Origin of the sequence: Flavobacterium sp. (assembly GCF_024305175.1) — a bacterium.
Lineage (GTDB): Bacteria > Bacteroidota > Bacteroidia > Flavobacteriales > Flavobacteriaceae > Flavobacterium.
Genome location: NZ_JAMWYY010000001.1, coordinates 44,034 through 57,974, shown reverse-complemented (window position 1 = coordinate 57,974; position 13,941 = coordinate 44,034). Strand labels below are relative to the sequence as shown.

Below are 13,941 nucleotides of genomic sequence, written 5' to 3'. Positions count from 1 at the left end.
TAACAATCAGAACGCATACTAAATGTTATTGCTTTTATAAAACTATTCTCACACTACTTTTCTTTCTATATCCTGTGGCAGTCTTGTTAGCAATTCATAATTAAGCTGGCTGCTCCGTTCGCCGAAAGAGGCAACAGAAATTTCCTGTTCGCCTTGTGTGCCAATAAGCACTACGTCATCATCAGTAGTAACGTTGGGTATATTGGTAACATCTACAGCTATACAGTTCATGTTTACAGTTCCGGTTACAGGCGCACGCCTGCCATTTACCAGCACAATACCCATGTTGCTTAGGCTTCGGCTAAACCCGTGTGCATAGCCAATAGGTATAATGGCAAGCGTCATGGCTTCATGCGAAAAGAAAGATGTACCATAGCCGATATATTCGCCGGGCGGTACATGCTTTAGGCTCATAATGCTGCTCTCCCACCTTATTATACGCTTTAATGGCGAAACATCTGTTTTGTGCTTGCTCAGGTATTCTACCAGCACTTCCGGGCCCGACCAAAAGCCATACTGCATAATACCTATGCGCAGCATATCATAATGCATATCGGGCATACGCACTGCCGCTGCCGAACAGCAGGTATGTATTATCTGTGGCTCTAGTCCTGCTTCCCTGAAAGACGACAGGGCTTTTTTAAACAGCCTTTTTTGCTTTTTAATGCGTACATGGTTGGCGATGCTTTCGGCTCCTGCAAAGTGTGTGCATAGCCCCCTGAATGTTAGGTATTCTTTTTGCTCTTCGAGCACTTTTATCAGGGCGGGTATTTTTTCCAATTCAAAACCGGTGCGGTACATGCCGGTTTCAACTTCTATATGGATGAGCGCTTTCTTACCAAGTTGTTTTGCCGATTGTAATGTTGCTGATAACCTTTCCTCTGTAAAAACATAAAATTCTATGTTGTTGCTGATGCACCATTCCATGTCGGAATATTTTACAGAACCCATTATCATAATAGTTGTATCGGCCGAAGCTACATTAAAAACAGCTCTTGCCTCTTCTGCATTAAAAACCGAGAAATGGTTTACACCACAGGCTTCTGCTAACGGAACATACACGTTGATGCCGTGGCCGTATGCATTTCCTTTTACCACTGCACTTATTTTGGTACCTTTAAAATAGCTTCTTAAAAAATTCCAGTTGGTTTGTAATGCTTCTTTATTGAGGGTTATAACCGAAGATTCATTCATGCCTGTTGTGCTTCTTTCTGTATTTGTATAAACATTTTAATTCCTGTAGCGGTTATTTCGTCAGGATAGTCGTAAGCCGGGTGGTGCAGTGGATAGCAGTCCTTACCCGAGCCTACACCAAACATAGCCCCGGGCCAGATGTTTGTAAAGATCCCGAAATCTTCGCCAAAGCGGAATCCTTCTGCAATATCCTCATAAACCAAATTATTTGAAATGGCAGCCTTTTTTATTATAGCAACCGCCTTAGTGTCATTTTGGTTCGACTCAAAAGGTTCTATCATTTCAAAGCTTACCTCAAGCGCTTCCTTCTCTGCTTCATCAGTAGCAAATTGTTTGAGCTGCTCTATGGCGTTGTCCAGCCTGTCATTACTATCGGCACGCACGGTAAGGTGTACTTCGCCTTCTCCTGCCGAAATTCCGTAAGCCTTTTCACCCATTTGGGTATGTACAGGTGTTACGGTAACATAGGCAGGCTTATCTTCATGATTCAGCTCTAATGCCTTTAGCATATACCTGCCCATGGCAGCAGCCGGATTACGCCCGTTCCACGGTTCTGCGGCATGCGCTGTATAACCCTTAAAGAATGCGGCAATGCTCACCACGCTCGATGTAAAGCTGCCTGTTTTACACACAATAGTATGCGTTGAAAAACCCGGCAGGTTGTGCAGGGCGAATACAAAATCAATATCCAGTTTGTTTAAGAAACCATCGGCAACTACATTCCTTGCACCCCAGCCGTTTTCTTCGGCAGGCTGAAAAAGCAGGTACACATTACCTTGTTGCGGCCTGTTAGCTGAAAAGTGCTTTGCTACGCCATACAGTATAGTGCTGTGCCCATCGTGCCCGCATTTGTGGGAAACACCATTGGTTACCGATTTATATACCGTGGTAATAGTTTCCTGTATCGGCAGGGCATCAATATCGGCACGGAGTAGTATGTTTTTACCGGGTGACTGTCCTTTAAAAGTTACTAATATCCCTGTGTTGGCTGTTTTTTGAATGCTGTCAGTGTCAAGCTTTTCCAATAACCCTAAAAGGTACTCCTGTGTTTTATATTCGTTTTGTGAAACTTCGGGGTGGCGGTGCAGGTAGTGCCGTATTGTGGTAAGTTCTTCCATGCTGAATTTTAGTTTTTCTCAAGATACTAAAAAACAGGCAGCCGCAAAAGCGTAGCGGGTTATTAAATTAAAAGCGATAGAAGTATTACTAACGCACGATTGTCCTGAAGGTAAGATTTACGCGCGGGCTGTTTACAGTTTTGGTAGGGGGAAGGCGGTGCAGCCAATGGGTTTGGGTGGTATCTTTCATTACCAACAGGCTGCCGTGTTCTAAAACCACCGAAACCGTTTCTTTAGTCTGCTTGTGCTTAAAAGCGAATTTACGGGTTGCTCCAAAGCTGAGGGAACCAATTGCCCCATTCTTCTTCAGGTCTTTTTCGCCATCGCTGTGCCAGGCCATACCTTCGTTGCCATCGTGGTACAGGTTTAAAAGGCAGGAGTTGTAAGTTTCACCGGTAAGTTTTTCGGTAGTGGCTTTAAGTTCTGACAGCTCTTTGGTGAACGGTAGTGCGCGTTTGGTGACTTTGCTGTAGGTATATTCAAAGGGTTGCTCGGCATACCAGGCTACTTTGCGTTTGGTGGTAATGAGCTTACCAAAAATAATAGCTTCATCATTACGCCACTCTATAGTATTGAGTAGTTTCTCTAAATAGAAATCAGCCTCTTCTTTTTTAAATATGGCACCAAAATAATTAACCACACCATCATAAGGCAGCAGGTTATCATCTTTCGGATTTTCGGGGGAGAAGAGGTTCATACCGCTTCGTAACTAGCTAAATTATATTTCTCAAGAAATAAAATCCTTGCATTTATTTCTTCAATTATGCTTAAGTGTTCCTCGCGCTCCTTTCCAAGTATATCAGTATTTAACAATTTAATAGCTGTTCCTCCCATGCAAACCATTAAAATTCCCTTATCCCCACCTATTTCCGAATAATCAACATCTGTGGCTATGACTGCATTTCCACCAACATCTAAAACTCTTTTCCTTAATTTTGAAAAACAAAGGTCTTCACCATGTTTTATTTTATTCGAAAGTCTGTCAGATTGCATTCCGAAAAAATCACTAAATGAAGATGAAAGTTCTGTTAAAACACCTGTGCCAGTTGATGATTGTGCAGTAACCATATCTATTATTTCGTAGTTCCAATTAAGAGGAGAATGTGTAGTAATTACAGGTATAGAATTAATGATAGATAAAAACTTCTCTTTTAACTGCTTTTTTTCTTTCAACAGTGCATTTTTATATTTTACAAATAATTCATCACCACATTTATCACAGTAGGAATTAGATTTTTTGTCATGATAGACATTAATTATTGCTACTTTTTCTTCTGATAAGAAGTTATTACTATTAAAAATACCGCCCTTAATTTTATTATTACAATTAGGACATTCCTTTAATTCACTCATACCCTTTTAAATTACTCTTTTATCCATGTTATATAAGTAAAATCCAATTTATGCTTTTCATCTTTTGGATGATATTCTTCGCTTACAAGCTGCCATTTGCTTTCATCAATTTCAGGAAAGTAAGCATCGGCATCAACTGTTGTATGCACACGTGTAAGTTCTATTTTATCAGCCCGGTCAATAGCCTGTTTGTAAATTTCGCCACCGCCTACTATAAAAACCTCCTCATCCTGCGGGCAGGCAGCAAGGGCTTCATTAAGGCTGTGCACTATGGTGCAGCCTTCATAGGTAAAATCTTTTTGGCGGGTAATAACAATGTTAGTACGGTTGGGCAGCGGGCCATTCATGCTTTCCAGCGTTTTACGCCCCATAATGATATGGTGTTCTGTAGTTAACTTTTTAAACCGTTTAAAATCATCAGGCAGGTGCCATACCATCTGGTTGTCTTTACCTAAAGCATTGTTTTCGGCTGCCGCCGCTATAAGGGTAATCGTCATTACTGCTGGTTATTGTTATCGCTTTCTATTTTCTTTTCCAACTGGCCTATGCGGCGCTCCTGGCGGGCCACCAGCTTTTCAATCTGCTCCTGTTCCCACTTTTTATTTATAAAGCTCTCAATAACAAAAATCTTTATAAAGTGCATGATAAACAAAAATGCCCAGGCAGTTATGGCCCACAGGTACCAGTTGTACTCTTCGCGAACATTGAGCCATTTGTTGATAATGTATAAAAAAATACTCCCTACAAAAAAGAGGATAAAATGCAGGTAAACCCGTTTTTTCTGCTTTACCCGCTTTCGGGCATACTCATACAATTGCTGTTGGTTTTTTTCCATACGTTGGTTTTTACCTAAAGATAATGAAAAAAATTATACAGCAACTGCACCTTTTATGTGCGGGTGCGGGTCATAATTTACCAATGTAAAATCATCATACGTAAAACTAAAGATATCCTTAACCTCTGGATTCAGTATCATTTGCGGCAGCGGGCGCGGTTCGCGCGATAGCTGTAGCTGCAACTGCTCTATATGGTTGTTGTATATGTGTGCATCTCCAAATGTGTGAATAAAATCGCCTGGTTCCATATCGCAAACCTGTGCTATCATCATGGTAAGCAGGGCGTATGAAGCTATATTGAAAGGTACGCCTAAAAATATATCGGCGCTACGCTGGTATAGCTGGCATGATAGCTTTGGCTTGCCACCGTCTTTATCGGCAGGGGCTACATAAAACTGGAAAAATGCATGGCAGGGTGGTAGCGCCACTTTGCCTTCGGCCACATTTTCAGCAAACGATTTTGAAGTATCCGGCAGTACACCGGGGTTCCATGCACTCACGAGCATACGGCGGCTGTTAGGGTTCGTTTTCAGCGTTTCTATAAGCTCTGTAATCTGGTCTATTTCGCGGCTGTCCCAGTTGCGCCACTGGTGACCGTAAACAGGTCCCAGGTTGCCATTTTCATCTGCCCACTCATCCCAAATGCGTACGCCGTTTTCATTAAGGTATTTTATGTTAGTGTCACCTTTAAGAAACCAGAGCAATTCATGTATTATCGACTTGAGGTGCAGTTTTTTGGTAGTTACCAAGGGGAAGCCTTCACTGAGGTTAAAACGCATCTGGTAGCCAAACACGCTTATTGTTCCTGTCCCTGTCCTGTCGCCCTTTTGGGTGCCGCTCTCCAATACATGCTTTACTAAGTCGTGATATTGCTTCATCTTAATTTGAAAATTAGTCAATTTGAAAATTTGAAAATGAAATTCTACAACAACAAATGAGTTGTTTTTACTGTAAATTTTCATTCTGCAAAATATAAAAATATTCAGCAATTATGCTTTACAGATAATTTCTTTATGAGTCAATTTATCCACAACAAAAAAGCTGCCCTTTAAAGAGCAGCTCCATTATCTAATCTTAAAATTGATTAATTTTCAAATTGTATCAGCTTTCCCGCTTTGATATTTCATCGCGTATTTTTGCGGCTTTTTCATAATCTTCATTCTGCACTGCGCCTTCCAGCATTTCGTTAAGCTCCTGCAGGCTATACTGGCTGTAGCCTTCTCCCGAAACGGTTTCGGTGCCAAAGGTTTCCGGCTGGCTTAATATATCGGCTCCTTCTTCGCCCTCGCCTTCCGGCTCAGGATTAATTTTAAGGTATATACCGGCTTTATCAAGTATGTTCTTGTAAGTAAAAATTGGGGCATTGAATCGAAGTGCCAGCGCAATAGCATCAGATGTGCGGGCATCTATAATTTCTTCTATTTTATCCCTTTCGCAAATAATGCTCGAAAAGAAAACGCCATCTACCAGCTTATGGATGATAACCTGCTTTACGGCAATATCAAACCTGTCGGCAAAGTTCTTAAACAGGTCATGTGTTAGCGGCCTTGGCGGCTTAATTTCTTTTTCAAGGGCAATTGCTATGCTTTGTGCTTCAAAAGCGCCTATAACTATTGGTAATTTACGTTCTCCGTCTACTTCATTCAGGATTAGTGCATACGCCCCGTTTTGTGTCTGGCTGTATGATATCCCTTTAATGTTAAGTTTTACTAAGCTCATATTAATCTTTACGATAAACTAAAAAAGGCTATCCGCCAAAGATACACCATCCCTGTGCGGATAGCCCTTTAATGGGCACAATTTATAATAAAATTATGAGTTATTGGCTTTAAACTCTTTTATTTTTTCTGTAAGCTTTGGTACTATTTCAAAAGCATCGCCTACCACACCATAGTCTGCAACTTTAAAGAAAGGCGCATCAGGGTCAGAGTTTATAACCACTTTTACTTTAGATGAGTTTATACCTGCAATATGCTGTATAGCACCGCTGATACCTACTGCCACATACAGGTTGCTGGCAACCGGCTTGCCGGTCTGGCCTACGTGCTCACTGTGAGGCCTCCAACCCAGGTCAGATACGGGCTTAGAGCAGGCAGTGGCTGCGCCTAACGCCTGTGCAAGATCTTCAAGCATTCCCCAGTTTTCCGGGCCTTTTAGTCCGCGGCCACCAGATACCACAACTTCGGCATCTGCAATGGTTACCTTACCTGTTACCTTTTCGGTAGATTCAACCTTAACTGTAAAATCATTATCGTTTAATGACGGTGCAAAATCTTCTGTTGAAGGAGATGAAGCCGACTCAACAAGGCCAAAAGAGTTTTTAGCAAGGGCAAGCACTTTTACATCAGTATTTACTTCGGTAATATTAAACGCCTTGTTAGAGAAAGCGTTACGCTTAACGCGGAAAGGTGAAAGGCTTTCCGGTAAAGCCACTACGTTGCTTGCATAGCCTGCCTCAAGGGCAACGGCTACAAGCGGCGCTGTATAAAGGCTATCAGTAGTAGCGCTGAAAAGTACAATTTTAGCATCTTCTTTTTGTGCAGCCTGCTTAATTACATCGGCATAAGCTTTAGCGTTGAACGATTTTAATTTATCGTTTTGTACATTAAGCACTTTATCTACATCATAGTTGCCAAGCGCTGAACTGTCGGCAGCATTAATAGTAAGTGCGGTAACGGTGGTACCGGCTTCGCCGGCTATTTTTTTAGCATAAGAAGCAAGCTCAAAAGCAGTTTTTTTGAATTTGCCCTCTGCCGATTCTGCGTATATTAAAATTGACATTTTTTTAATTTTTTAATGGTTTAATATATCAATGTATCAATTACTTTTTATTATCCTCAATTGTTACATTAACTAATTAATCAATATTGGTATATTAAATTACCTTTGCCTCGTTGTGCAACAGGTTTACAAGCTCGTCAAGATTATCGGGGCTAATCAGCTTAACAGCCGATTTTGGAGCAGGCTTTTCAAACTTAACGGCTGAGGTGGCATTATTTGCCTGTACAGGCTCAAGAACGTTAAGCTGTTTTTGGCGCGCCATCATAATACCGCGCATGTTAGGTATTTTAAGGTCTTTTTCTTCTACAAGCCCTTTTTGTCCGCCTATAACCAATGGCAGTTTTGTGCTTAGTGTTTCTTTACCGCCGTCTATTTCCCTTACCGCTGTAGCATCGGTTCCATTAACATCAAGCTTTATGCATGAGTTAACAAAGTCGTAACCCAGCATTGCAGCAAGCATGCCCGGTACCATACCGCCGTTATAATCTAAAGATTCTTTACCGGCTATAACAAGGTCATAAGAACCGTTTTTTACCACTTCGGCAAGTTGTTTGGCAACAAAATAACCGTCTGTAGGGTTAGCATTTACCCTTATAGCCTCATCAGCGCCAATAGCAAGTGCTTTGCGCAGAGTGGCTTCGGCATCGGTACCGCCCACATTAACCACGGTTACATTAGCTCCCTGCTGTTCTTTGAACCATATAGCGCGCGTAAGCCCGAACTCATCATTCGGGTTAATTACAAACTGCACTCCGTTGGTGTCAAATTCGCTGTCTCCGTTAGTAAAATTGATTTTTGAAGTAGTATCAGGCACGTGGCTGATGCAAACTAATATTTTCATTTCTATTGTTTTATAGGAGTTGATTGTTTTCCGTTACGAAATTAATAAAATATTCCGAATAAAAAACTATGCATGCATATAAAATTTGATTATTGTAAAAAATTCAATCCTTTTTTCTGAACATCGAATTTATAAAACGGTTTCGTATGCTGTTATTAATAATATTTGAACGTATTTGCAATAACTTGAAAACATTTCAGTAAAAGTATAAGTAACCCGGCATAATAACTGAAAATGTTTTATTTTTGCCATTCACATTAATACCGATAAACGTACATACATGAGAACGATACAATTCAGGGAAGCTGTTTGCGAGGCTATGAGCGAAGAAATGCGCCGCGACGAATCAGTATATCTAATGGGTGAAGAGGTTGCCGAATATAACGGTGCTTATAAAGCCTCTAAAGGCATGCTTGATGAGTTTGGCCCGAAAAGGGTAATTGATACCCCGATTGCAGAACTTGGTTTTGCCGGTATTGCAGTAGGCAGCGCCATGAACGGCAACAGGCCTATTGTAGAGTTTATGACCTTTAACTTCTCTCTGGTTGGGATAGACCAAATTATTAATAATGCAGCAAAAATACGCCAGATGTCGGCAGGGCAGTTTGATTGCCCTATCGTTTTCCGCGGGCCTACCGCTTCAGCGGGCCAACTTGCGGCAACCCACTCTCAGGCGTTTGAGAACTGGTATGCCAACACTCCCGGTTTAAAGGTAGTAGTGCCTTCTACACCTTATGATGCAAAAGGGCTTTTAAAGTCGGCTATCCGCGATAATGACCCTGTTATCTTTATGGAGAGTGAGCAGATGTATGGTGATAAGGGCGAAGTGCCTGAAGGTGAATATACCATTCCGCTTGGTGTTGCTGATATAAAAAGAGAAGGTAAAGATGTAACCATCGTATCTTTCGGTAAGATAATTAAAGAGGCGCTTAAAGCTGCCGAAGAATTAGAGAAGGAAGGCATAAGCTGTGAGGTGATTGATTTAAGGACAGTTCGCCCGATGGATCATAATGCCATATTGGAATCTGTAAAGAAAACCAACAGGCTTGTAGTGCTTGAAGAGGCATGGCCGTTTGCCAGCGTGGCTTCAGAGATAACTTATATAGTTCAGGAGCGCGCTTTTGATTACCTTGATGCCCCGATACAGCGTATAACAACAGCCGATACGCCTGCTCCATATTCCCCGGCTTTGCTTAAGGAATGGTTGCCAAATGCAGATGATGTTATAAAGGCAGTTAAAAAAGTTATGTACAAAAAATAAGGAGAAATAAAACTCTTATATTTGAAACTTCATCATACTATTGTGATGAAGTTTTTGTTTATATGCATATATGAAAGAGAAATTACTGTTTATAGGGGCCTTGCTGTTGTGGGCAGGTTCCCTTTTTGCTCAAACAAAGGTAGAGGGAACGGTTGTAGATAATGCCAATTTGCCCCTGCCTTTTGTAAATGTATATTTTAAAGACTCCAGTGAAGGCGTGATTACAGATGAAAACGGAAAGTTTTATCTTGAATCTGCCAATACTTATCAGGCAATAGTAGTTTCGTTTGTAGGCTTTTCTACCAAACAGGTAGAGCTTACAGGTCCGGTTAATTATGGAATAAAAGTAAAGTTAGCCGAAGCCCAGGAGCTTAAAGAGGTAGTGCTGTATTCGGGCAAGACCTCCAAAAAAAATAACCCTGCCCTTGATATACTCCGAAAAATATGGGAACGCAGGCGCAAAAATGGTTTGCGCATGTTTAAGCAGTACCAGTATGACAAGTATGAAAAGGTAGAGTTTGACATGAATAATATAGACAGTGCCTTTATGAACAGTAAGATATTCCGGGGCATGGAGTTTATATTTAAACATGTAGATACATCAAGCGTTACCGGTAAAACCTACCTGCCAATATTCATAAACGAAAGTATAAGCGAGGTATATGGCGACAATACAACCAACAGCGAAAAGGAAATACTGCAAGCCAATAAAAACTCCGGCTTTAGCGATAACCAGCAAATTATTGCCTTTGTAAAAGACCTGTATGCCGATTATGATGTATATGATAATTACCTTAAGTTTTTTGATAAAGATTTTGTGAGCCCATTATCGCGCACGGGTATAAATGTATATAACTATGTGCTTGCCGATACTGCATATATAGATAACAAATACTGCTTTAATATAGTGTTTTACCCCAGGCGTAAAGGCGAGCTTACCTTTAAAGGTAACTTTTGGGTGAATGATACCACTTTTGCTATAAAAAAAATAAGCATGGCTGCCAGTAAAGGGGCAAACATCAATTTTGTTAAGGATATGTATATAGAGCAGGAGTTTGATGTGCTTAACGACTCTGTTTTCCTGCTAAAGCGCGACCACCTGATGACAGATTTTGCACTGCGTAAAAAAGATGAATCAAAAGGTGTTTACGGTAAGCGTACCACCTTGTTCCGCGATTATGAGTTCGATATTAAAAAACCGGATGATTTTTACAGGAAAGAAGTCAACTTCTATAATGACACCATAAATACCCGCTCTGACGATTATTGGGCAGAAAACCGCTTTGAGTCGCTCAACAAAGATGAAAAAGCGGTATATAAAATGCTCGATACCCTTAAAACAGTCCCCAAATTTAAACGGATGTACACCGTTGTAGCCACGCTTGGCAGCGGCTACTACCAGATGGGTAATTTTGATTATGGGCCTATATTTTCAACCTTTGGCTATAATGACATAGAAGGGCTAAGGCTGCGCACAGGCGGGCGTACGTACTATGGGCAGAACGACCCATGGAGGTTGGAAGGTTACACAGCCTACGGTTTTAAAGATAACCAGTTTAAGTATGGTATATCGGGTAAATGGATGGTTGACAAGAAAAAGCGTATTATACTGGCAGCAGGTAACCGGCGCGATATAGAGCAGATAGGGGTAAGCCTTACCGGCTCGCCCGATGTGCTGGGCAGGAGCTTTGCGTCATCTGCTATTTTTGCAAGCGGAGACAATACAAAGCTGACCTCTATAAATTACTCTAACTTTTCGGCTGAGATAGAACAATGGAAAAATGTTGTTTTCCGTACCAGCTTCTCCTACCGTACATTAAAATCGGCATCGCCAACATTCAGCCTCGATTATTTTATAGATCCTAACGACCCTTCTAAAGGTGTGCGCAGCGACCTGCAACAGTATGAGTTTGGCTTTACTATAGATTATACCCCCGGCAGGCGCACTATTGGATATGGTGTAGAGCGTTCTGATGTTGATGATGATGACTACCCGAGGTTTTATGTTAACTTTTCGCAGGGTATTGAGGGTGTTTTTGGCAGCGACTTTAATTACCAGAAACTTCAGTTTTATTACAGGCAGCCAATACTCATAGGCGGCTTTGGGCGCTTCTTCTCTACTGTAGAGGCAGGAAAAACTTTTGGAGCAGTACCGTTGGGGTTAATGAGTGTTATTCCGGGTAACCAGTCCTATTTTATAATTGACAATACCTATAACCTGATGAACTATTATGAATTTGTTGCAGATGAATACGTATCGCTGCACCTTGAGCATAATTTCAGCGGCAGGCTGTTTTCACGCATACCTTTTCTGCGCGATTTAAACCTTAGGGAAATTGTAGGTATTAAAGGGGTTTACGGTACGGTATCAGAAGAGAATATAAGGCTTAATGCCAGTACTATTACCTACCGTGCCCCCGAAGATGTGTACTGGGAGTACCATGCAGGAATAGGCAACATCTTTAAAGTTTTCCGTATTGATTTTGCATGGCGCGGAAGTTACCTTAACCTGCCCGATGCCAACCGTTTTACTATTAAAGGTGTTTTTGGCCTGCACTTTTAAAAAAAAAGTTAATGTTGTTTAAAATATTGTATTTTCGTAATAACTAACTTTACAAAAAACATCATGAAGTCTCTTTGCATATTTGCTCTTTTTGCACTGGGTTTGGTTTCGTGTAAGAATAACGAAAAAGAATTACCATCAGTAAATTATGCTGACATTGTAGTGGGCACAAGCAATAACGGAGAGGCAGAACTTGCTGACATTGCTGCTGTTAAAACCAAATGGGAAGCGGCAATTAAAAAGGGAGGGAAAGATGCAAGCCTTATTGGCTTTGAAATTGTTAAAGGGACTACAGAAGGAGGGGACCCGGGTGAATACTACATGCTGCTGGCGCGGACAGACGACGGCGCTATAAAGACAGCTTCTTTACTTACACTTAAAGAAGGTAAATTATATTTCGAGCATTCTGAAGATTCAGGCAGGGCACTGCCGCTTGTAGTTTGCTCCGGACTTTGTGATGATGGCTGCCTGCCTGTAGTAAGTGTCCGCAGCGGAAAAAAATACATAAACTGCACACCGTGCCTCGATTGTAAAAAGCACGAAACAGAAGTGCGTTAATCTTTTCTTAAACGCCTGCACTCTTAACATTTTGTTGGTAGATGGTTGCCCGTAAAGAAGTAATTTAGTGGATATTTATCAGCTAAAATATACTCGCTATGAAAAACTATCTACTAAAAGCCACAGCATTTTTTGCCTTTGCACTTGCAGCAACATCATGCAGTAATGATGCAACCGTATCTGATATGGACATGAACAGCAGTGCCTCGGCACTGTCTGAAGAACAGGTAGCCGAAGATATGAACAGGGCCTACTATTGGCAAACCTATATAGGGGAAGAAGTAAACGGTGAATATATAATTACCGCCGATGCCGATTTATTGAAAGCTGACCTTGAGGCAGTACTTGCAAATGAAGGCAGGCCAACTACCCTGCAGGATATTTTTATTACAGGCATGATTGCTGATAACGACCCTACAGATAAAGGTTACTTTTTAATAGGCAGCGATAAGAACGGGCAAACCATAAGCCTGCAACTTGAAAAGGCAGATACTAAGTTTATCTTATATTCAGATAATGGTTTTGTTAAAACCGTATCTTGTGATGGCTGTGTAAGCGGCTGTAACCTGTCTTACCTGCTTATAAACGGCAAAAGGGTTGCATATTGCCAGGAAAATGGCTGCTCTGAATATGACTGCTCTAAAAGCGAATCGTCATTTTAATACAGTATCGTAAAAATATATAGACAGCCTCCGTGTTAACGGGGGCTTTTTTATTTGCATGCTATCCTGCTGTTATCATTATGTAAATATGTTAAAATGATATAGTCATTAACCTGATTTTAGCTTGCATTACTGTATTTTTGTGCTACTTTTGCACCGCTTAATATGTAACTAATATAAAGATAAAAAATGTCTGCAGCGAAACTGAAAACTTTTGATGTCCTTATCGAAATCCCTAAAGGGAGCAGGAACAAATATGAATACGATTTTAAACTGAAAAAAATACGTTACGACAGGATGCTTTTCTCATCTATGATGTATCCTGCCGATTATGGTTTTATACCTGAAACCCTTGCGCTTGACGGCGACCCGCTTGATGTGCTTGTACTGGTAACAGAACCTACATTTCCCGGTTGTGTGATGGAAGTTAAGCCAATTGGCGTTTTCCATATGGCAGATGAAAAAGGCCCGGACGAGAAAATTGTTTGCGTACCGGTTAGCGACCCAGTATGGAACAAGCTGGACGACCTTAGCGATATGAACCCGCACCTGCTTAAAGAAATTGAGCATTTCTTCCAGGTATATAAAGACCTTGAGCAAAAGAAAGTTGATGTGGAAGGGTGGGGAGATGTAAACGAAGCACGTGAAATTATCGATAAATGTGTAGACCGTTTCGAGACTCTTGAAAACAAACCTGAAGAACTTTTCAGTATAAGATAGTTTTCGCTATAAAAATGATACCATAAAAGCGACATTCCTTAAAAGGGTGTTGCT

At 41.1% G+C, this 13,941-nt stretch carries 15 protein-coding genes; 5 read left to right on the top strand and 10 right to left on the bottom strand.

The annotated features are described in order from the left end of the window. Positions 1-48: 48 nt before the first annotated feature. From alr to Q0K96_RS00210, 10 genes are all read right to left on the bottom strand, one after another. Positions 49-1,194, bottom strand: a complete 1,146-nt coding sequence (gene alr / locus Q0K96_RS00255; protein ID WP_297332033.1) for an alanine racemase — start codon at positions 1,192-1,194, stop codon at positions 49-51. Beyond that, entirely contained in the window at positions 1,191-2,312 is a 1,122-nt protein-coding gene (locus Q0K96_RS00250) for an amidohydrolase (protein ID WP_297332032.1), read from the bottom strand. The genes alr and Q0K96_RS00250 overlap by 4 nt, the downstream gene beginning before the upstream one ends. Positions 2,313-2,400: 88 nt before the next feature. Further along, the gene (locus Q0K96_RS00245) at positions 2,401-3,009 is read right to left on the bottom strand and encodes an alpha-ketoglutarate-dependent dioxygenase AlkB (RefSeq protein ID WP_297332031.1); all 609 of its coding nucleotides are present in this window, start codon (positions 3,007-3,009) and stop codon (positions 2,401-2,403) included. Beyond that, the gene (locus Q0K96_RS00240) at positions 3,006-3,665 is read right to left on the bottom strand and encodes a heavy metal-binding domain-containing protein (protein ID WP_297332030.1); all 660 of its coding nucleotides are present in this window, start codon (positions 3,663-3,665) and stop codon (positions 3,006-3,008) included. The genes Q0K96_RS00245 and Q0K96_RS00240 overlap by 4 nt, the downstream gene beginning before the upstream one ends. Positions 3,666-3,676: 11 nt before the next feature. Beyond that, positions 3,677-4,162 carry a dihydrofolate reductase gene (locus Q0K96_RS00235; protein WP_297332029.1) on the bottom strand — a complete coding sequence of 162 codons (486 nt, stop codon included), beginning with the start codon at positions 4,160-4,162 and terminating at the stop codon, positions 3,677-3,679. Continuing rightward, positions 4,162-4,500 carry a 2TM domain-containing protein gene (locus tag Q0K96_RS00230; RefSeq protein ID WP_297332028.1) on the bottom strand — a complete coding sequence of 113 codons (339 nt, stop codon included), beginning with the start codon at positions 4,498-4,500 and terminating at the stop codon, positions 4,162-4,164. Before Q0K96_RS00230 ends, Q0K96_RS00235 begins: the two co-directional genes overlap by 1 nt. 33 nt (positions 4,501-4,533) lie before the next feature. After that, complete coding sequence (locus tag Q0K96_RS00225; RefSeq protein ID WP_297332027.1) at positions 4,534-5,379, bottom strand: thymidylate synthase; 846 nt, start codon at positions 5,377-5,379, stop codon at positions 4,534-4,536. Positions 5,380-5,602: 223 nt separating this feature from the next. Continuing rightward, entirely contained in the window at positions 5,603-6,220 is a 618-nt protein-coding gene (locus tag Q0K96_RS00220; protein ID WP_223052987.1) for a bifunctional nuclease family protein, read from the bottom strand. Positions 6,221-6,313: 93 nt separating this feature from the next. Continuing rightward, positions 6,314-7,282: an electron transfer flavoprotein subunit alpha/FixB family protein gene (locus Q0K96_RS00215; protein ID WP_297332026.1), complete on the bottom strand. Its 969-nt coding sequence runs from the start codon at positions 7,280-7,282 to the stop codon at positions 6,314-6,316. A 94-nt stretch (positions 7,283-7,376) separates the two neighbouring features. Then, positions 7,377-8,123 carry an electron transfer flavoprotein subunit beta/FixA family protein gene (locus tag Q0K96_RS00210; protein ID WP_297332025.1) on the bottom strand — a complete coding sequence of 249 codons (747 nt, stop codon included), beginning with the start codon at positions 8,121-8,123 and terminating at the stop codon, positions 7,377-7,379. Positions 8,124-8,379: 256 nt separating this feature from the next. Here Q0K96_RS00210 and Q0K96_RS00205 point away from each other — a divergent pair, with 256 nt between their 5' ends. The 5 genes from Q0K96_RS00205 to Q0K96_RS00185 all read left to right on the top strand — a co-directional run bounded on the left by Q0K96_RS00205 (position 8,380) and on the right by Q0K96_RS00185 (position 13,887). Beyond that, positions 8,380-9,384, top strand: a complete 1,005-nt coding sequence (locus Q0K96_RS00205; RefSeq protein ID WP_297332090.1) for a pyruvate dehydrogenase complex E1 component subunit beta — start codon at positions 8,380-8,382, stop codon at positions 9,382-9,384. 70 nt (positions 9,385-9,454) lie between these two features. Continuing rightward, complete coding sequence (locus tag Q0K96_RS00200) at positions 9,455-11,947, top strand: DUF5686 and carboxypeptidase-like regulatory domain-containing protein (RefSeq protein ID WP_297332024.1); 2,493 nt, start codon at positions 9,455-9,457, stop codon at positions 11,945-11,947. Between the two features lie 63 nt (positions 11,948-12,010). After that, positions 12,011-12,505, top strand: a complete 495-nt coding sequence (locus Q0K96_RS00195) for a hypothetical protein (RefSeq protein ID WP_297332023.1) — start codon at positions 12,011-12,013, stop codon at positions 12,503-12,505. Positions 12,506-12,603: 98 nt separating this feature from the next. Beyond that, on the top strand, positions 12,604-13,167 hold the full coding sequence (locus Q0K96_RS00190) for a hypothetical protein (RefSeq protein ID WP_297332022.1): 564 nt from the start codon (positions 12,604-12,606) through the stop codon (positions 13,165-13,167). A 189-nt stretch (positions 13,168-13,356) separates the two neighbouring features. Further along, positions 13,357-13,887 (top strand): inorganic diphosphatase, encoded by a 531-nt coding sequence (locus tag Q0K96_RS00185; protein ID WP_297332021.1) that lies wholly within the window; start codon positions 13,357-13,359, stop codon positions 13,885-13,887. Positions 13,888-13,941 lie beyond the last annotated feature (54 nt).